Raw genomic sequence first — 19992 nt, 5'->3', positions numbered from 1 at the left:
TATCACGGATTGAACAGCACCGGATGTTCGAAAAGTAGTAGTTCAATGTCGATCAGTGAAGGGGCGATCCAGACCACCCGATCCGATGGCCCCGTTCGTCACCCGAGCGTCGACGGTGCCTTCGGAGATAATTACACCTACAGATAGACCAGAACTTACAACTACTTTGGAGTGAAGTGATCCTTATGCACGTGTCACGCCGGTACTGGGCCAACGCGACCATCGCCGCGGCGCTGGCCGCGCTCTCGATCGTCACGGCCAGGCCGGTACTCCTGCTCGGCGCGGCGGGTTTGGGGGCGTGGCTGATCGCCCGCCAATACGGGTTCGTCCGGAGCGCGACGGCGGTCGACGATCGGCTCACGGTCGATCTGCGGCCGTCGCGAACGGAAGTCGTGGTGGACGAACCCGCGCACGCGACGCTGACCGCTCGCGTGACCGGTTCGGCACCGCTCGACGTCTCGATAACCGCCCCGGAGCCGCTGGCGGGACGAGCGACGTCCGAGGACGATCGGAGCGTGTCGATCACGCGAAGCGATCAGGAGGTAACGACCTTGTTCGAAGCATCGTTTCCGACGGCCGGAACGTTCCGGTTCCCGCAACCCGCGGTCACGCTCTCGGATCCGTTCGGCCTGTTCGAAGAGACGACACGGCGCGGTCCCGCACCATCGATCACCGTCGAACCGCGTGCACCGCGCGAGATCCACGTCGGTCGAGGTGGCGATCGTCTCGCGGCGGCGTACGGAGAGCACGCGACCGATCGCGGCGGATCCGGCCTCACCGTCGCGGAGATCCGCAAGTACGTCGCCGGCGACGCGGCGAACCGCATCGACTGGAAGGCGACGGCTCGGCTCGGCCGCCCGTACGTCAGGGAGTTCGAAACGGAGACGGACAGGCGGACGGTGCTGGTTTTCGACCACCGCGGGACGATGGCTGTCGGCCGCGAGGGCGAGACGATGCTCGATTACGCACGCGAGGTCGCGCTCTCGTTCGTGGACAGTGCCCGAGAACTCTCGGACCCGCTCGGGCTGTACGCCGTCGGCGACGGGGGACTGACCGTTCGGCTGCGACCGAGCACCGAACCGGCGAACTACTCGACGATCCGACGGACGCTCCACGACTTCGAACCGACACGGTCGGAGGGAGAGCCGTCGATCGGCGGTCGGGGGAGCGCGGTGAGCCCGGCGGCCGCTCACACCGCCGCCGTCCGGCTGAAGGGGGACGACGCAGCCTTCGGGACGACGCTCCACCCGTATTTTCGCGCGGGGGAGCGGTACGTCCAACGGATCGACGGCGACCCCCTCTTCGAGACCGTCCGAACCGAAGTCAACCGTCTGCGGGGAAGCGTCTGGACCATCCTCGTAACGGACGACAGTGCGCGCCGCCACGTGCGCGAGACGGTCAAGTTGGCGGCAAGAAACGACGATCGTATCCTCGTCTTTCTCACCCCGCGTGTGCTGTTCGAGCCAGGGGGGTTGGCCGACCTCGAAGAGGCCTACCGACGATACGTCTCCTTCGAGGAGTTTCGCCGGAAACTCGATCGTCATCCGCACGTCACCGCCTTCGAAGTTGGTCCTGGAGATCGTCTCAACGCGTTGCTCGGCGCGCAACGGCGACGACGGGCGCGATCTTAAAGCCGGACTCCGGACGCCCGTCGAGTTTGAGTCGGCGAGGACGTCGAGACCACCGGCGGCCAACGCGCGACGGTCGTTTTAACCCGAACTGTTGTTCACGTCGATGAGTAAGTAGAAATAAAAGGAAGCTCCACGTAGGGGGAGGAGAATGTCACGTCCAACGAACGGTGAAGCGAGCTCCCTCCGTCAGCCGACATCGCGCCGGCAGCGCGTTCTCAAGTGGGGTGGGCTCCTCTCGAGTACCGCCGCCCTGAGCGCAAGCGGCGGCACGATCGGGGGCGGCGTCGGTGCCGCGTTGCTCCTGTTCGGACTCGTCCTCTCGGAGGAACTCCTCTTCGCCGTCGCCCATCTCGGTCTTCTTGCCGTCTTCCCGGAAGGACCAACGACCGCGCAGCTCGCGCTCGTCGAACTCGGGCTCATTCCTGTGCTCGTCAGCCCGTCACTGCGAAGCCCGACGCCGGGTCGGATCGCCACGGCGACGGTCGTCCTGTTCGCCGTCCTCGGCGCGGTTACCTGGGAAACGCTGACGTGGTTAGAAGAGCCGCTGCCCGTCGCCGGTGTCCTGCTACTAATCTGTGCGGCGATCGCCTACGGTCTCCACCGGTCCGAACTCGTCGCGCTCGGCCTCGCGGAGGAGGCCGCATGAGCAGCCAGCTCTCGCGCGACGACGCCGACGGCCGGAGCGAGACGGAAGGAGTCGACGACACGGACGGGCGGATCGCCGAGGACAAGGTCGACGAGGTGGATGAACAGCCCGATCCGTCCGACCTCGTCGCCCAAGTAGACCTCCTCCGGGCGGAGAACCGTCGCCTCAGACAGGAGTACACGCAAGCAAAGCGGACACAGTACCGCCGTACTGCGCTGGGGCTCGCGTTGGTCGGCGCGCTGGCCACGGGGGCCGCCGCCGTCTTCCCGAGCGCGCAAACCGTTTTCCTCGTACTTGGCGGAACGGGGCTCTTTTCGGCGGTATTAACGTACTATCTAACGCCCGAGCGGTTCATCGCGGCCAGCGTCGGCGAGCGCGTGTACGGGGCGCTGGCGGACACGCACGCCGCGGTGACGGTTGAACTGGGCCTGCAGGACGCGCGCATCTACGTGCCGACCGGGGGCGACCCTGTCGCGCGGCTCTTCGTCCCGCAGTACGGCGATCACGAACTTCCGGATTCCGAGGAACTCGACTCAGTCTTCGTCGCCTCCGAGGAGGAACGGCGGCGCGGCGTATCGTTCGTTCCGACCGGGAGCGCCCTCTTCGTGGAGTTCGACCGGACACGGACCGGCAGTCTCGGGGAGACGCCGACGGAGCTGGCCGATCAACTGGTCAACGCGCTCGTGGAGGTCTTCGAGCTCGCTGACGGGGCGGCGGTGGACGTCGACTCGAAGGATGGACGCGCCACGTTCCGTGTCGACGCGAGCGCCTACGGCTCCGAGGTACGGTTCGACCACCCGGTCGTCTCGTTCCTCGCCGTCGGACTCGCAGTCGGGCTGTCGGAGCCGGTGACGTCCGAAGTTCACGATGCGGACGCCGCCGACTTCCTTGTCACCTGTCGGTGGGGGTCCGTGAAGTCGGAAGAGGCGGCGACGTAGCCGGATCCTGGCGGGCAGCACACCGGTTCGTGTTTAAGGCAACCGCCAGCCGTTCGGCGAAGACGGCTACGTTTGGGAGAGGTCGCTCCTGTCGGAGAGGGGAACGCCCTCCGAGGGGAGAGAAGAGCCCTCCGGCGGTTCGACCCGGTCGAGAATCTCCTCGACGACCTCAAAAACGCTCTGTCCGCTGAGCTCCGCGTCGGCGGTGAGAGCGAGCCGGTGTGCGAGGACCTTCTCGGCGAGGGACTTCACGTCGTCCGGGATGACGTACTCGCGGCCGCGGATCGCGGCGCGAGCCTTTCCCGCGTTGAGGAACGCCAGCGTCGCCCGCGGCGAAGCGCCGTACTCGACGGCGGGCGACTCGCGCGTCGCGGCCACGACGCCGAGGATGTACTCTTTCACCTTCTCGTCGACGTGGACGCGGGTCACGGCCTGTCGGGCGCGGATGACGTCTTCGGGGCGTATCACCTGTGTGACGTCGTCCGGGCCGAGATTAGGGCTCGCGTCGAACCGGTTCAGGAGCTCGCGCTCCTCGTCGACGGTCGGCAGGTCGACGGTCAGCTTGAACTGGAAGCGGTCGCGCTGGGCCTCCGGCAGTTCGAAGGTTCCCTCCATTTCGATTGGGTTCTGCGTCGCGATCACCATGAACGGGCTCGGAAGCGAAAGAGTGTTACCCTCGATCGTGACGTGCCGTTCCTGCATCGCCTCCAGCAAGGCGCTCTGCGTTTTGGGCGTCGCGCGGTTGATCTCGTCGGCGACGACCAGGTTGGCGAACACCGGACCATGCTGGAGTTCGAACTCGCTCGCGTTCTCGCGGTAGACCTGCGTTCCGGTGATGTCGGCGGGCAGGACGTCCGGCGTCATCTGAATCCGGCGGTACTCCAGTCCCGTCGCGCGCGCGAAGAGGTTCGCCATGGTCGTCTTCGCGACGCCGGGAACGCCTTCAAGCAGGACGTGACCTTCCGTGAGCAGCGCGACGGTGAATCCCTCGACGACGTCCTCGTTGCTGATGAGGACCTTCTGCGCCTCGTCGCGGATGTCAGTATAAATTTCGTTTACTCTATCCATTGCCATCACTATTATTTTCTTCGGATAAAACACCTGCTATGACGCGGTCGACTCGGCGGTCGTCCCAGTCGGGGTGCTGTCGGCGGAGATACGCCGCCAGTTCATCCCTCCGCGCCGCATCAGTCCTAACTTCCTCGCGCGCGTCCCCGCGACGAAGGCGGCCGAGGAGCCCCGGTCGCTCCGCCCAACCGACGACGGCCCCGAGTCCGACCGCGCCGACGAGCACCTGCAGTACCGGCGAACCGCGAACGAGCAGGAGCGCGACGGCGAGCGGCGGCTGGCGGCCGCTGTGCGAGTAATCCAGGATCGCGCGCTCGTGACCGTCGAAGATCGCCCGGACGAACGCCTGGTTCCCAGGGCGGTCGAGCATCGCGTTGATGAACAGGCTCGGGTCGCCGACGACGATCACCCGACCCTCCCCGACCGATTCGACTGTCACGATGGGGTGCTCGTCGAGCGATTCGTTCGCGTCGAGTTCTCCGTTTTGATTCTCGTCGAAGTAGGCGAACCCGGACGTCGTCGCCCGAACTGTGGCACCGTTCGGTCGGACGGCAGTCCCGTAGTTCAGGGTCAGCTGATCCACGCCCTCTACGATCGAGGCGTTCGGGTCGTTCGAGACGTTCGTCGCGACGGGCATGTTCGGCGAGCGGTAGTTGTGTCGCTCGTCGCGAAGCGGCCGGCCGTCGAATCGGGCGTCCGCGTCGATGTCCGCCAGGAGCGCGTCGCCGTGCCGGCCGTAGTCGTCCGCGACGACGAGCGTCCCGCCGTTTTGAACGAAGGTCCGCAGTCGCTCGCTATCCTCGCGTTCGTAACGCGTCTCGGGTGAAAGGACGACCGCGACGGTCCCGTTCGCGGGGACGTCTCCGTAGGCGCTCGTGTTGAGGACGATCTCCGACTCCGTGCCGACGGCGTCGGCCTCCGTCTGGAGCGCCGATGCGCCGTCCCACGCCGAGTTGTAGACGCCGAACGCCGCCGTCGACGTGCTCGCGGCGACGATCGCCGCCACCGCGAGGAGGACGGTGAGTGCGGCGAGGAGCGCGCGCGGGTAGCCGATCTCGGAGAAGTCGAGCCGCACTCAGAACACCTCTATCGGAAGGATGGAGAGGACACGACGGATCGCGACGTACCCGAAGGAGACGAGACCTGCGAGGATGAGCCACTTGAGCCGCATCCGCCACTTGGGAGTGACCGAAAACGGTGCCGTGAACTCGACGACGATAAGAAAGCCGAGCAACGAGAGTACGAAGAACAGTTCGAGCGTCAACACATCTAAGAGAGCCAACGTCAGCGCTGCGGCGAGCATCCACGCAGTCTGGGCATGGACGAATTTGCGTCGACGTGCTATAGCCATCGAGTGGTGCTATGATCCCCTTCCTTACTAACCTATTGGCTGAAGAAATGAAGGCATCCTACGAAGACGACCCGCCGATATGGGTAATCCAAACCCGGTGTAAATCTACCAGAGAATAGTCACTTGAGAATCGTTCTACACACTACTGTAAATGCAGCCGTTAATCGATTTTATTATATATTATAATTATTTTCTAAATTTTTATATTTATATTATTTTAAAGAAGATTTTTGGTGAGAGAGATATTATGGTTCTTTGAGGATGAAGAAATTAACGCGACGAGGAATTCTTTCGGGCCTGGGGGGCGGTTTAGCATTGAGTACCAAATCGAGTGCTATGCCAACCAAAAGGAGAGAAACCCAGAGAAAGACCTCACAAATAGAAGAAAGCAATATGGAAACATCGTACGTAAAAATATATCGGGCGGATAGTAGAGAAAACCTGCCGGTACCAGAGAACACTCCCGCACTCGGTGTCACCTCGGACGGTTTCTATGAATGGCTCGCAGGAGACCTAGAGTGGGAGTATATTCTTGAGTCATTATCACTAGAAGAGTTCAATAAGATCCAAATTGTCTTCCCCGAAGAGAACTGTTCGGGTATTCAACAAGCCATTAATGCATTACCTGATACGGGTGGCAAGGTGATTTTACTTGAAGGAACGTATGAAGTGGAAGATGGGAAGGCAGAAGAGGCGGCGATATTTGTCAATAAAGATAATGTAACTATCGAAGGTCAAGGCCACTCGACGAAAGTATTTCTTCCAGATGGGATTACCGAACCGGGGAAAGGAAAAGCGATTTTGGACATCGGTCGGCCGGCGTCTAGAAGTGATCCTCTTGTCGTCAACGGATGCCTTCTAAAGGACTTTCTCATTGACGGAAATATGCAAAATCAAAATCCAGATGAAATAACGGATTTGAGTGATATGCATAATATCGAGGTGGTGGGTAGCGATCATAAATTCTCTAATCTTTGGTCGGTTAATTCTACAGGTGATGGGTTAGAATTGACAAGCAAACAGGATCCTCCGGTTACAACCAATATCACAGTCGTGAATTGTACTTTTCACGAGAACAACGAACACTGTATTCACTTTCATGGCTGTCAGAACGTTACCGTTTCTAACTGTATTCTAGATGGGGAACGACAGGCTACCGTTGTATCCACATGGACAAATAAAACAGATAATAAGGATATCACCCTAGACGGGTGCCAAATCCTTAACGGAAAAGGAAGAAGCGGTGTCGAAATCAAGGCAGATACGTCACAAATTGTCGATGGAAATCAGTGGAAAACGCGTGGTTTTCGCATGAGCGATTGTTTCATCGCCTATAATGATGGTCTAGGATTGATGATCGATGGGCGTTTCTCAGAAGATATCGAAATCAAAAACTGCACCTTCCTCGAAAACGGAACAGAAAAAAACACGCACAACGTGAAACTTGAAGGAGGAAAAGATGTCGAAATTATCGATTGCTCGATTAAACACGGTTGGATGGATGGCTTACTAATGTCGACTGCGCGGAGCGAACTTACAGATGTAGTAATCAAAGGGGGAATAATTAAAAATAATAATCAGAAATCTGGATCCTTTCCGAGCGGGATCGCTGTTGAAGTCGCAGGAAACGATATAACACGATTGCGTGTAACGAACTTGGATGTTGTCTCAAGTGATAACGCTCCAAGTCACCACTACGGTGTTCGAATTATAGAGAGATCACCTGCCGTTTACACTGACGTGGATTTTTCCGGACTCTACATTAAAAATGTGAAGAAAGAAGAGTGGTATAACGTAGATATTATCGCAGATTATCTTCGTGATAATACTCCTACGAAACCAACTGATGTTCGACGGTTGAAACAGGAAGTAGGGAACCAAGCTTACCACGATGGAAGCGGAGGAAATACAGCTGGGCCCGCATTCTATGATAGTAGCGTGAACACATGGACATCGCTTGTTGATGGCACTCCTATTAAATAGATATAATAATATATTCTATAAGTTTTCATTAATACGAGAATGGTATAGGATTCAGTCGAAGAAAAAGAGAAACTATTAGAGTGAATAGTAGCTCAAATAATATAGATTCCAAATCATTCAATATACTACTGGAATTTTATTCATTGATCTACCAAAACTCTCCCAATCATTCAAATTCGTTTATTCCGATAGATTAAAGTAATAAGCTTTTTATTAAAAATTCAATGCCGTCTGCGCTAATAACCGGAGTGACGGGACAGGATGGAAGTTATCTCGCCGAATATTTGGACCGCAAAGGGTACGATGTCCACGGGCTGGTTCGCAGAACGTCGTCGAAGAATTACTGGCGGATAAAGCATCTCGTTGAGGACGATTCGATCGAGCTCATCGAGGGAGATTTGGAGGATCAGGTTTCGCTTAACCATGCCGTCGAAAACGCCGAGCCTGACGAAGTGTACAACTTGGCGGCGCAGTCATTCGTCGGAACGTCGTTCAAACAACCCCTGTACACTTCAAACGTTACTGGATTAGGGGTAACCCGGTTACTCGAAGCGGTACGCCAGCACGCGCCCGACGCCCGGTTCTACCAAGCGAGCACCAGTGAGATGTTCGGCGAGGTCGACGAAGTTCCCCAAACCGAGGAGACGGACTTCCACCCCCGATCCCCGTACGGCGTCGCGAAATTGTATGGATACTGGTCGACCATCAATTACCGGGAGGCGTACGACATGTACGCTGTCAACGGCATCCTGTTCAATCACGAGAGCCCGCGTCGAGGCGAAGAGTTCGTCACGCGGAAGATTACCCTCGGGGCGGCGCGTATTAAGGAAGGGCTTCAAGACGAACTTCGCCTCGGGAACCTAGATGCAAAACGAGACTGGGGTGACGCGCGGGACTACGTGAAAGCGATGCACCACATGCTGCAACAGGACCTCGAAAACCTTCGCGATTACGTCATTGGAACCGGTCAGACCTACACCGTTCGTCGGTGCGCGGAGGTCGCGTTCGACGAATTGGGACTCGACTACGAGGACTACGTCGTCGTCGACGAACGGTTCTACCGGCCTGCGGAAGTGAACGTGCTCCAGTCCAATCCCTTGCGCGCCGAGAACGAACTAGATTGGTCCGCGGAAGTTTCATTCGAAGAGATGATTCGAGATATGGCGCGGACGGACCATCAACGCGTCGAGCGAGGAGACGAGCGATGGGTTAATCCCACGGCCGGCCTTCGGTTACAACCGGTAGTTGAGTAGGATTACCACCATGTCATCGAACACCTCCCTCGAATCGGTCTTTCTTACCGGCGGTACCGGCTTTCTCGGCGGGCACCTCCGGAACGCACTGGCGAGCGAAGGACTCGACGTCACTCTACTCGTTCGTCCAGCAACCGATGTACAAGCGCGTCCGAACGAATCCGTCCAACGCGGCGACATCACAGCGCCAGAGAGCTTCGAACTGGGAAAGACTGATGCGATCGTTCATCTCGCCGGGCAAACCAGCATCGACGCGGCCATCGAATCTCCTCGAACGACGTGGGAAATAAACGCGACGGGAACGCTCAACGTTCTCGAAGCCGCGCGAAACGCGGACAACGCCAGGTTCGTCTGCGCGAGCACGGCGAGCGTGTACGGTCCTCCAGAGAGTCTACCGATTGCCGAGGACCATCCGATGTATCCGGCGGAGCCCTACGGCGGAAGCAAAGCGGCCGCGGATCGACTCGTACACGCCTACCACCGCACGTACGAACTCGAAACAGTGACGGCGCGGATTTTCAACACCTTCGGACCGGAGCAACCGACCCACAACGTCGTTCCCGCGATTATTGAGCAGGCGTTGACAAGCGAGACCGTCGAACTGGGTAACCTCTCACCGAGCAGAGACTTCCTGTACGTGGAAGATACCATAAGTGCGCTTCTGGCGTTATTGAAGGGAGGCGAGAGCGGGGAAGCCTACAACGTCGGACGGGGCGAAGATACCGAAATCGGAGAGCTGGCGGATCTGATACTCGAGTTGATCGACAGGGACGTCAGGCTCGTCTCGACCGCCGATCGGCAGCGTGACGAAGGAGTCGAGATCCCGAGACACGTTTCTGATCCGTCCAAACTTCGTGATCTCGGATGGTCGCCCGACTACGATCTCGAATCGGGCCTCGGAGCGACGATCGACGCGTTCGGTTCGAAAAAATCGTAGCCGTGCTCGAAAATCCTCGGTAAGCGACGGACGTTCAGGACGAGATCATCACGTCGGACCTACGGTGCTACCTCCGTTCGAGGGAAAGCAGACGGAACGAACGAGTGATTAAAAGAAGTCTCCCTCATCCAGGTATCTGATAACGTACTTGTGCAGCGCCGAATCGATTTCGGTGATAAATCGATAGTCGTCGTGTTGGCTGTCAAGTGTGATGTCTTCGGCATCGCTCTTCGAGTGAGCACGGTACACGACGTTAACGGTATGGGTTGTCTCCACGTTGGGTAGATCACCCGTGTTCCAAAAGTGGTTATAAACCCCAAGCATTCCGCGCAACTGGACCTCAATGCCAAGTTCTTCTCTCGCGAGCCTTTTCGCCGCTTGATCGAACGCCTCACCTTTGTACAGCCTCGTTCCCGGCCAAAACCATTCTCCTTTCGCCGGTTCGTTGCGTCGCCGCAGCAGGAGGATTCCTCGATCGAAGGATATCACTAGCTCGACGCTCACTTGCGGCATCGAATTCAGGAAGCGTTCGAACCGTTCTGTGGGGATGCGTTCATCGTGTACCTTCATATAGAATCACTTCTGACACAGTGTATTAAATACGTGGGTGAAAAATGATCAACTATCGTAGAGAACGTGATTTTTATCGGAGCAGGTGGCAGTATCGTACTCATTGGAATCTAAGAGGATAATCCGAACGTGGTCGTTTTACCGATACTGGGGTACCTGCTCCCAAAGCCGCTCACTTCGCGGCAGAGTTTAAGTCCTGAGATTCAATATCACATTCGTATCGACGATCTCGCCAGTAGTAAAGCGCCAGAACCTCCTCGCCCAAAATACATTTATAAATGAGTGCTTGAACACACTTTGATTGTATAAAACTCTATGGATATTCAATCTATACTATATGATTCATAAAAGAAATAATTACTATTTTATCCTAAATAAAATTATTAAGATAGCAGTATAATATTCGTATAGATGTCTGATAAAATAACTCGGCGAGAAATTCTGAAAGGAACGGTCGGTGCGGGCACAATCATCCTCGGAAGTCAAGGAGCAAAAGCCAGTAGCACACCTCACCCAGATCGATTTATAATCGGAACATCGACGGAAGAGGCAATGGAAGCGGTACAGACGGAAGCGAGTGAGGTCCATCAGACGATCGACTTCGGCCGCATCGGAAGGGCGATTGTCGGTACGTTCGCTCCCGAGAGTTATACCGCTCTCAACAGCCATAGCGATGTCCGATACGTTGAGCCGGATGGTATTCTCGAAGCGACGGGGCACGAGTCTACCGGAACCCAGACGATCCCGTGGGGCGTCGATCGGATCGACGCCGACGAAGCACAGCACGACGGCTACACCGGAAGAGGCGCGGACATCGCGATTATCGACACCGGCATTGACTCGGACCACCCCGACCTCCAAGCGAATCTCGGGGAGGGTAACGCGTACATTCCGTGTGGAATGGCCGTTTCGGGTGAACCGTGTGCGCTGTCCAACGGAAATGAGTGCCTCCAGCCCTGGGACGACGACAACGATCACGGGACGCACGTCGCCGGTACCGCAGACGCGGCGAACAACGCAGAGGGCGTCGTCGGCGTTAGCACCAGAGCGACCCTCCACGCGCTAAAAGCACTCGACTGCAACGGTCAAGGATACTACTCGGACGTCGCCGCCGCGATCGCCTATACGGCCGACCAAGGATGGGACGTGGCTGGTCTAAGCTTGGGCGGCGACGTCGGCTCGCAGACGGTCCACGACGCCTGTAAATACGCCTACCGCAACGGCGTGCTGTTGGTCGCAGCAGCCGGGAACGACGGGTGCGACGGCTGCGTCGACTACCCAGCCGCCTACCCGGAGGTTGTCGCTGTGAGCGCGACGACGCGGGACGACACCGTCGCGCCGTTCTCGTCGACGGGTCCCGAAATCGAACTCGCCGCGCCCGGTGCCGAGATCTACTCCACTGTCTCCGGGAGATACGCCACCTTCTCGGGGACGTCAATGGCAGCACCTCACGTTGCCGGTGCGGGCGCGCAGCTGATGGCGGTCGGGTTCAACAACGCGAACAACGTCACGTACGACGAGAGCGGCGAGCTCTCGCAGGACAGTTACGGGAACCCGGATGGCGCTCGCAGTCGCCTGCGCCAGACGGCGGAAAATATCGGTCTGTCCGCCAATGATCAGGGATACGGATTAGTCGACGTCGAGGCCGCACTCTCTATCGGTGAAAGCGGTACCGTCTCGGTCAATCAGCCGGACCGAGACGCGTGGCGTACTGTCTCGCTCAGGGGAGCATACGACAATCCAGTCGTGATCATGAAGCCAGTTTCCTACAATGGAATTCATCCTGCTCACGTGAGACTGCGGAACGTCCGAAGTGAACGTTTCGAGTTTCAGATCGAAGAATGGACGTATCAGGACGGTAAGCACGTAGAGGAAACAATTCAGTATATCGTCATGGAATCTGGTGCGTATATTTCATCATCGGGTAACCGGATCGAAGTAGGGACGACGGCGACCGATCATCAATTCACCAGACGTGATTTCGTGCAGAATTTCACCACTACGCCGGTCGTTTTCGCTCAATCGCAGACACGCAACGGCCCGTATCCAATCGTAACCCGTCAACGGAACACCTCGAGCACCGGTACCGAGATTCGCCTCCAGGAAGAAGAAGGATTAGATGGGATTCATGTATCTGAGACGGTAGGGTACACGGCGATCGAACCGGGTACATTCGATATTAACGGTACACAGTTTGAAATCGGACGAACGCCCAATATTGTAACTGACTCCTGGCACAATGCTTCTTTCTTGGAGAACTATGAAGCACCTTTGTTCCTAGCTGACTTACAAACGTTCGATGGTTCTGATACAGCGAGCCTCCGGTATCGCAACCTCACCAACTCTGGGGTAGAGTTCCTCGTCGAGGAAGAACAAAGCAGAGACGGGGAGACAGACCACACGACAGAAGTAGTGGGATACGCAGTAATTGAAACAAGTGGGCTTATTTAGAACGTAAAACGGAAAATCGCTACAGTATTTACCCGTCATTATCTGGTTTAGCACCGCCTTGACTAGCGTTTTCCTCTATGACTATCAACATATTTGTAGTAATGCGTTAATTATTTTAATTCGTATAGTTTTTCTAGTGTACATAATAGTTACACGAACCCTGTAACGATCGATGCGAATAGTCACGGTATGAAATTTCAGAATTCTTATTTAACTGTTATTTATGGTCCAAAGCTATACTCTGAGAATGCTAAACACTAAAAGTTGACAAATAACAGCGGATCCCTGAACGAACACCCAGTTACGGGGAGTCGGACAGCACCGTTGATCAGGGGTTCATTGGTCGCTCACGTTCCCACCATTCTTCTAAATTCATTGAAAAACGCTCACCGAGCAGGTCTGTGAACCTCTTTTCCAAGAAACTCAACAGCTCACTACTTAAACTAGCAGATCTATACGGTGCTAGTTTTCGAAATACCTCACGACAAAGTTCAGATCGTAGTCCCTATTACAACACTCGGGCTGATATCGAGCCTTCGAAAATAGTTGAAGATACCTGTACCGATCGTTGAAGCACAAATATAATCACATCTAATTAGAAGTAGTATCTCGTGTCACCATAGAACTCATATTTGTATTAGATAGGGAAATGAAGATGATATTTGTGTAACACAAATAGCATCTAAATGAGAAGCGGCAGTTTTTAGTTGTCTATGGATCTTAATGCATTATATAATGAAGTTAAAAATAGCCACAATACTCAGTACTCTTTCCTTCTCTGCTGGAGTTCTTGCGACGCATACAGCGAATTCACTGTATCCTTGGCTCCCAGTCGGCGCAGCTGGCGCTGGGATAGCCCTTCTCTGGGGTATTCTCTCGATTCAGACACAGAGAGATGGCTATACTATCGCCATTCTTGCGCTGCTGTTGGCTGTCAGCTACCGGCTCTACTCGTTCGCATTTCCCGCCAGTATGATAGGATTCGACCCGGATGCTCACGCCGTCAGAAGCCAAGTTATCATACAAAATGGCGGCACGGAGCAGCTCACCGGTTTATTTTATTCAAAAGCGTATCTTTTCCATATCCTCGGGGCAGAGACCGCGCTCATCACTGGCCTACCGATCGACACTGCCTTTGGGATCTTTCCACTTATAATTGGCTGCGGGCTAGTTCTCTTCGCCGCAACACTCGCCCACCAACTCCAGCGGTCATGGGGTGTCGGAGAGGCCGTCTCAGGGAGGATAGTTGCCGTGGCGGCATTGGTTGCGGCGGTTGGAGGGTCAACAATCCGTTACAGTATCGCGCCCATCCCCACTACACTCTCCGCAGTTCTCCTCGCAGCCTTTGTCTGTACGTATATTGTCTACCGAGAAACGGGCTTTGACACACGGTCGTTTCTCATACTCGCGTTACTGACTACGTCGTTCTTGTACCTCCACAAGGTTTCAGTGCTTATTGTCTTCGGCATCCTTCTCTTCTTAGCATTGCTTTCGGGCATCGACCGGAGGTTGGCGCCGCAACGCCCAGGGCCATACGTCTCCGGGACGGTCCTCGGACTTCTAGGAGTGGTAATTTCTGTACAGTGGCTATTTGTCACTGAGTATATTAACCCCTATACGGGGATCGTGGCAATTGTTGCCGCTCTTGCCAACCCTGATCTGATTCTGGCAGCACAGCCGCCCGAGTATGCAGCTGCGACGCAATACACCGTACCGCTTTGGCGCGCATTTCTTAATTCAAGTTATATCCTTGCCATGCTTGGCATGGGCGGAGTAAGCTGGCTCATCCTCTTTGCCGGCCAACGCGGGAATGTCCCGACACGCGCGGTCCTTGCTGCATCGGGAATGACGGTGGGGTTCGCCCTCCCGGGGTTAGTCATTGGTGCTGCGCCGGGGTTCCGCCGCCAATTCGCCATGGCGAGCGTGTTCGTTGCCGTTCTCATCGGAGGTGTCTACGGCCGCACAGTCTCCCGTCACTCAAACGACCATAACACCCATAATCGAGAGAAGCGTGCAGCAATAGTCAGCGCCCTTTCCGTTTTTTTTGTGGCGATACTTATTCTCACTCAGTTCAGCTCCCCGCTCGCAGCCCCGGATCATCCAGATATGCACCGTCAGTATCTGACGGAGGGAGAAACCGACGCGAAGCATTTCTCAAGTCAGTACGTTGAAGACCTTGTTCGGGCCGAGATGTATTACGGTGATGAGGCCGTCGACTTCCCGCGTGCAGCACGAGGGGGTGCAGTCCATCAACAGACGGTGCCAAATCCCCAGTGGCGTCCCGGGTTGTTAAATATTGAATTATTGAACGCTACGCTCGTCGAGCAAGAGTATGAATACGTCGCAGTGCGGCCGCGAATCGAGATTTACCGTTTTACTGATGGACGCTACCTATTGGAGTGGGAACCGCAATCCGAACTAGAAAACTCCTATCACCGTGTGTATGCAAATGGCGAGGTAGACGTCTATCGACACGCCGATGATTGATAACGAGGGAATAATAGAGATAGCTCTTGACCTCCTCCCACGAGCGACGGCCCGTTGAGGTGGGATGGGTACGGTTCGCACACCGACGAGGTGCTGGCCGGGCCAAGCGGCCGGTACTCCTATCCTCGACACGTCCGGTCCCGTCGTTTCCCGTCCGGTCCCGTCGTTTCCCGTCCGGTCCCGTCGTTTCCTCGGGGCTTCGGGCGTGCGTCGACGGATTCGGAGGTACTTGGGTATGTAGCGTCGGTACCCGACGTGAGGTATCCTGACGGGGTACCGTCGAGTCTCGGTCGGGGGTCCGAATGTGGCCGATTGTCCCGGTATGGGCGCGGGCATGCCGCGTCGGATACACAGAGAACCGCGCGGAGAGCACCTAAGACTATGCCACACACTGAAAGTAGACGATGACGGCGATTCATCCCACGACTCAAGTCGTGGGCTTTCTCGCCTGAATTCCTGTAAGTGGAGCATCTCAAAAACGTAGCCGGCGTCTGGATCTTCTGTCTCTTAGGATAGAGGCTACTCGTCGGCTCTGTCGTCCTTCCAGGCCTTCTCCAGATAGGAGCACATATTTTACCCTTTCTCTCACATCGCTGTGTATCTCGTAACATTTTTAGCCCTTCTTGTTATTTTCCTAAATCCAGGTGCTTAGGCCCCTTCCTACTCGCTCCCTTCAGTCGCTCGTTGAGGAAGGGGATACAGCGTTCACAAGAGCGAAGCTCTTGCGTGCGAACGAGACGCGCAGCGTCTCGTCAACGTCACCAGAAGCCGTAGGCTTCTGGTTGGCAGCCAGAACGCTTCCGCGTTCTGGCGACGCCCGCACAGTTCTCAAGCACGTTCGACGCTCGGCCCACAGGCCTACGCAATCGAAATCTTATTTGTGTATTTTGCCCACTGTGTGGTGTGGCAACGCGCAAGAACATCTCTATCCGCGACGACCAAGCCGAGTGGATTCAGAAAAACCACCTGAATCTCTCCTCGTTCGTCCAAGAGAAGCTCGACGAACTCATCGAAGAACGCTCGTAGATGAACTACAACTACAGGTATCGGCTCCGACCGTCCGACGCGCTCGCAGAGCAGTTAGCGTGGACTGTTGATACTTGTAGGCAGGTCTACAACCACTTCCTCCACTGACTCAACCGAACTGACAACACCTCGGCGTACTCCGAGCAGAAACTCCTGCCGAGTCTCAAGAAGTGGTGGAGTGACCTGAAACACGTTCACTCGAAAGTTCTTCAGAAAGCCGTTCAGCGGTTGTACGACAACCTCCGGCGCTTCGGGGCGCAAAGAGAACGGCTACCGCGTCGGCACCCTCAAATGGAAAGCACCAGGCGAATACCACAGTTTCACCTACAGCCAATCCGGCTTCAAACTCAAGAACACGAGCGGGCGGACGCAACTGTGGCTCTCGAAACTCGGTGAGATACCCATCACATTCTACCGTGACCTCCCCGACGACGCCGAGATAAAGACCGTCACGGTCAAGCAGGAACCGACTGGCAAGTGGTACGCCATCCTCGGCGTCGAGACTCCCGACGACCCACCGGAGAAACCCGAGAAGTGTGTCGGCATCGACGCGGGGATTCTCAAGTACGCCTACGACACCGATGGTACGGCGGTCAAGTCGCTCAACCTATCCGACGAGCGCGAACGGTTGGAACGCGTTCAACGCAACCCCTCACGCAAAGTACACAGCGCTGCAAATTTGGAGAACCAGCGTCGAGTCGTGGCCGAGCGACACGCTGACCTCAAACAGAAACGCTGGGACTTCCTGCACAAGCTCCCGAACTACTACGCCCACGAGTACGACCTTTTGACGGTCGAGGACTTGGACGCGAAAGGGTTGGTCGAACTACCGGGCAACTCTCGAAATCGGGCGGGCGCGGCGTGGGGAACGTTCCTTCGGATGCTCGAATACAAGTGCGACCGCGAAGGAACGTACTTCGTCGCCGTGAACCCGAGAGGGAGGGTCAAAGAGTGTGCGTCGTGCGGCGTTTCGGCTGACAAGCCGCTGTGGGTGCGTGAACACTCGTGTCCGGCGTGTGGGTTTGAGGCGGATAGAGACGCGAACGCGGCGTAGAATATTCTGTTTCGCGGTATCAAGCGGTGAGGAGCGGGACGCTCTGAATCAACGTCCTCAGAAACGCTTCGCGTTTCTGCGGGGCTGCGAAAATCACGTAGTGATTTTCGAACGCCTGTGGATACGTCCAAATCTGTTAAGCGCGTCGTGGAAACAGAAAGCCCCACCTTCAAGAGCGATGGCGTCAGCCCGAGTGGGAGGGTGGGATAGTTCACAAACGTCCCAAAGAAGCGCATACAAACCGGAGTAGCCGTGAGGAGAAAGTCGCTCGCATGGTGGTCCAGCAGAAACTGAAACTTCCAGCGAAAGGATTTCCGCGCCTGTAGGCGCAGGGAAGATATCAAGATTAAGACCGACGATCGTCATCGAGGATCGCTGACGCGGTGCAAAATCTCCTCTGACGCGAGATCCCAAACCACGATTGCAGGCCCGCAACCGGCGCTTATCCGCCTCCTAAGCCAAGATACCGACGTGTCCTACACCCGGTCGTTGGAGGGAGGAAGCCTGAAAAACGCCCGACTACGGCGTGATCATCAAATCCATCACGCCGAAAACCGGTCGGAATCGGCGACCGTTCCGTTAGCCCGCGTATAATAATGGGTATATCAGCAGTACCGACTGTCACGGAATCGCAGCCTCCTCGCTTCGGGAGGCGCGAAGGAGAACGTGAACGCGAAACTATGATTCGACCGGGCTTGCACGACCGAACGGGTGGCGGGACGCCCGCCGAGAAAAGCACGAAACCGACGCAGGAGGGGTATCGCTGATGTGCGGAATCATTGCGTGCATCGGGTCCGACGACGCGGTCGGCGAGCTACTGACCGGCCTCGAAAACCTGGAGTATCGCGGATACGACTCCGCTGGAATCGCGGTCCAGAATGGGACGGGTATCGCCGTCCGCAAGAAGGCCGGCAAGATCAGCGAGCTGAAGAACACGATCGCCCGCGACGTACCGAACGGGACGGTCGGCATCGGCCACACGCGCTGGAGCACGCACGGCCCGCCGACGGACGCGAACGCCCACCCTCACACGAGCCGCACCGATCGGGTGGTCGTCGTCCACAACGGCATCATTGAGAACTACGAGTCGATCCGACGGCGGCTGGCGGCCGAGGGCTACGAGTTCAAAAGCGAGACCGACACCGAGGTGATCCCACATCTCGTCGAACACCACCTCGACGAGGGGCTGGACGTCGAAGACGCGTTCAAGACCGCCATCGGCGAACTCGACGGCAGTTACGCAATCGCGCTCATGATCAACGGCACTGACACCGTCTACGCTGCTCGGCAGGACTCCCCCCTCGTCATCGGCGTCGACGATGATCGGTACTATCTCGCGAGCGACGTGCCCGCCTTTCTCGACTTCACGGACGAGGTGATCTACATCGAAGACGGCGAGTTCGCGAAGGTGCGACCGGGTGAACTGATGCTCACGGACAGGGAGGGAAACGTCGTCGATCGCGACGTCGAGACGGTCGAGTGGAGCGCCGAGGAGACCGGTAAGGGAGAGTACACCCACTACATGCTCAAGGAAATCAACGAGCAAGCCGACTCCATCGCGAACACCATCGCCGGACGGATCGGCGACGATGGATCAATTCACCTCGAAGAGTTCCCGCCGGGGACGTTCGAGGACATCGACGAGGTCGAGTTCGTCGCCTGCGGCACCTCCTACCACGCCGCGCTCTACGGCGTTCAGTTGCTCCGACGGGCGGGAATTCGAGCGCACGCGAACCTCGCGAGCGAGTACGACACGACGACGGTCACGGATCGGACGCTCGTCGTCGCCGTGACCCAGAGCGGCGAAACCGCGGACACGATGAGCGCGCTCCGGGCCGCGCAGGACGCGGGGGCCGAGACAGTCGCCGTGACGAACGTCGTCGGGTCGAGTGCCGCTCGCCAGGCCGATCACGCCCTGTATATCCGAGCGGGCCCGGAAATCGGCGTCGCCGCGACCAAGACATTCTCCTCGCAGGTCGTCACGCTCACGCTGCTCGGACACCGGCTCGCGGAGGATCTCGAACGGGGCCGCCCCCGCGAGGACGCCGCGGAGTTCTTCGCCGAACTGCGGCGACTACCCACCCACATCGAGAAGGTGTTGGAGACGACGCGGGCCCGGGAGATCAGCGAGAAGTACCTCGACAAGCGCTCGTACTTCTTCATCGGCCGGGACAACGAGTTCCCGGTCGCGCTGGAGGGAGCGCTGAAGTTCAAGGAGATCACGTACGAACACGCCGAGGGATTCGCGTCCGGCGAACTCAAGCACGGCCCGCTCGCGCTCGTGACCGACGAGACGGCGGTGTTCGCGCTGTTCACCGGGACGAACGGCGAAGAGACGCGAAAGAACGCCGAGGAGGCGCACACCAGGGGCGCAAACATCGTCGCCGTCGCGCCCGACGGGACAGACGTCGGTGACGTCGCCGACAGTGTGCTGTGGGTGCCGAAGACGCACCCCGACCTCGCGGGGTTGCTGGCGAACGTCCAGCTCCAACTTGTCTCCTACTACACCGCGAACCTCCTTGGACGCGAGATCGACAAACCACGGAACCTTGCAAAGAGTGTTACAGTGGAGTAACCGCAGCGGAGGCGATCGACAC

The 19992-nt window shown here is 57.1% G+C and carries 14 protein-coding genes and 1 pseudogene; 11 read left to right on the top strand and 4 right to left on the bottom strand.

Translation table 11 applies throughout. The features are described 5' to 3' along the window. Positions 1 to 185 precede the first annotated feature (185 nt). The 3 genes from C3L37_RS14855 (at position 186) to C3L37_RS14845 (ending at position 3215) form a co-directional block, all read left to right on the top strand. The gene (locus tag C3L37_RS14855) at positions 186 to 1631 is read left to right on the top strand and encodes a DUF58 domain-containing protein (RefSeq protein WP_129115396.1); all 1446 of its coding nucleotides are present in this window, start codon (positions 186 to 188) and stop codon (positions 1629 to 1631) included. A 148-nt stretch (positions 1632 to 1779) separates the two neighbouring features. Beyond that, entirely contained in the window at positions 1780 to 2277 is a 498-nt protein-coding gene (locus tag C3L37_RS14850; RefSeq protein WP_129115395.1) for a hypothetical protein, read from the top strand. Beyond that, positions 2274 to 3215, top strand: a complete 942-nt coding sequence (locus C3L37_RS14845; RefSeq protein ID WP_129115394.1) for a hypothetical protein — start codon at positions 2274 to 2276, stop codon at positions 3213 to 3215. Before C3L37_RS14850 ends, C3L37_RS14845 begins: the two co-directional genes overlap by 4 nt. A 66-nt stretch (positions 3216 to 3281) precedes the next feature. Here C3L37_RS14845 and C3L37_RS14840 read toward each other — a convergent pair whose 3' ends face one another. The 3 genes from C3L37_RS14840 to C3L37_RS14830 are packed head-to-tail and all read right to left on the bottom strand — an operon-like array spanning position 3282 to position 5634. After that, positions 3282 to 4283 carry an AAA family ATPase gene (locus C3L37_RS14840; protein WP_129115393.1) on the bottom strand — a complete coding sequence of 334 codons (1002 nt, stop codon included), beginning with the start codon at positions 4281 to 4283 and terminating at the stop codon, positions 3282 to 3284. Beyond that, the gene (locus C3L37_RS14835; RefSeq protein ID WP_129115392.1) at positions 4276 to 5358 is read right to left on the bottom strand and encodes a DUF4350 domain-containing protein; all 1083 of its coding nucleotides are present in this window, start codon (positions 5356 to 5358) and stop codon (positions 4276 to 4278) included. Before C3L37_RS14835 ends, C3L37_RS14840 begins: the two co-directional genes overlap by 8 nt. Further along, entirely contained in the window at positions 5359 to 5634 is a 276-nt protein-coding gene (locus C3L37_RS14830) for a hypothetical protein (protein WP_129115391.1), read from the bottom strand. It lies immediately after the preceding gene. A gap of 261 nt (positions 5635 to 5895) precedes the next feature. Between C3L37_RS14830 and C3L37_RS14825 the strand changes: the two genes are divergently transcribed. From C3L37_RS14825 to C3L37_RS14815, 3 genes are all read left to right on the top strand, one after another. Beyond that, positions 5896 to 7617 (top strand): right-handed parallel beta-helix repeat-containing protein, encoded by a 1722-nt coding sequence (locus C3L37_RS14825; protein WP_129115390.1) that lies wholly within the window; start codon positions 5896 to 5898, stop codon positions 7615 to 7617. 224 nt (positions 7618 to 7841) lie between these two features. Further along, complete coding sequence (gmd, locus tag C3L37_RS14820; protein WP_129115389.1) at positions 7842 to 8870, top strand: GDP-mannose 4,6-dehydratase; 1029 nt, start codon at positions 7842 to 7844, stop codon at positions 8868 to 8870. Positions 8871 to 8880: 10 nt separating this feature from the next. Then, positions 8881 to 9807, top strand: a complete 927-nt coding sequence (locus C3L37_RS14815) for an NAD-dependent epimerase/dehydratase family protein (RefSeq protein WP_129115388.1) — start codon at positions 8881 to 8883, stop codon at positions 9805 to 9807. Positions 9808 to 9915: 108 nt separating this feature from the next. On the opposite strand, the gene C3L37_RS14810 is transcribed toward C3L37_RS14815, so the two are convergent. Further along, positions 9916 to 10377, bottom strand: a complete 462-nt coding sequence (locus C3L37_RS14810; protein ID WP_129115387.1) for an NUDIX domain-containing protein — start codon at positions 10375 to 10377, stop codon at positions 9916 to 9918. Between the two features lie 411 nt (positions 10378 to 10788). Here C3L37_RS14810 and C3L37_RS14805 point away from each other — a divergent pair, with 411 nt between their 5' ends. The 5 genes and pseudogenes from C3L37_RS14805 to glmS all read left to right on the top strand — a co-directional run bounded on the left by C3L37_RS14805 (position 10789) and on the right by glmS (position 19970). Then, entirely contained in the window at positions 10789 to 12828 is a 2040-nt protein-coding gene (locus C3L37_RS14805) for a S8 family peptidase (RefSeq protein ID WP_129115386.1), read from the top strand. 735 nt (positions 12829 to 13563) lie between these two features. After that, a complete protein-coding gene (locus C3L37_RS14800; protein WP_129115385.1) occupies positions 13564 to 15315 on the top strand; it encodes a hypothetical protein in 1752 nt (583 codons plus the stop codon). Positions 15316 to 16218: 903 nt separating this feature from the next. Next, positions 16219 to 16341 (top strand): hypothetical protein, encoded by a 123-nt coding sequence (locus C3L37_RS25350; protein WP_267195324.1) that lies wholly within the window; start codon positions 16219 to 16221, stop codon positions 16339 to 16341. Continuing rightward, a pseudogene (locus C3L37_RS14795) lies at positions 16342 to 17605 on the top strand (RNA-guided endonuclease InsQ/TnpB family protein). A 556-nt stretch (positions 17606 to 18161) separates the two neighbouring features. Continuing rightward, on the top strand, positions 18162 to 19970 hold the full coding sequence (gene glmS / locus C3L37_RS14790) for a glutamine--fructose-6-phosphate transaminase (isomerizing) (RefSeq protein WP_129115384.1): 1809 nt from the start codon (positions 18162 to 18164) through the stop codon (positions 19968 to 19970). Positions 19971 to 19992 lie beyond the last annotated feature (22 nt).

Origin of the sequence: Halegenticoccus tardaugens (assembly GCF_004116405.1) — an archaeon.
GTDB classification, from domain to species: Archaea; Halobacteriota; Halobacteria; order Halobacteriales; family Haloferacaceae; genus Halegenticoccus; species Halegenticoccus tardaugens.
This window is presented reverse-complemented; position numbering and strand designations above follow the sequence as displayed.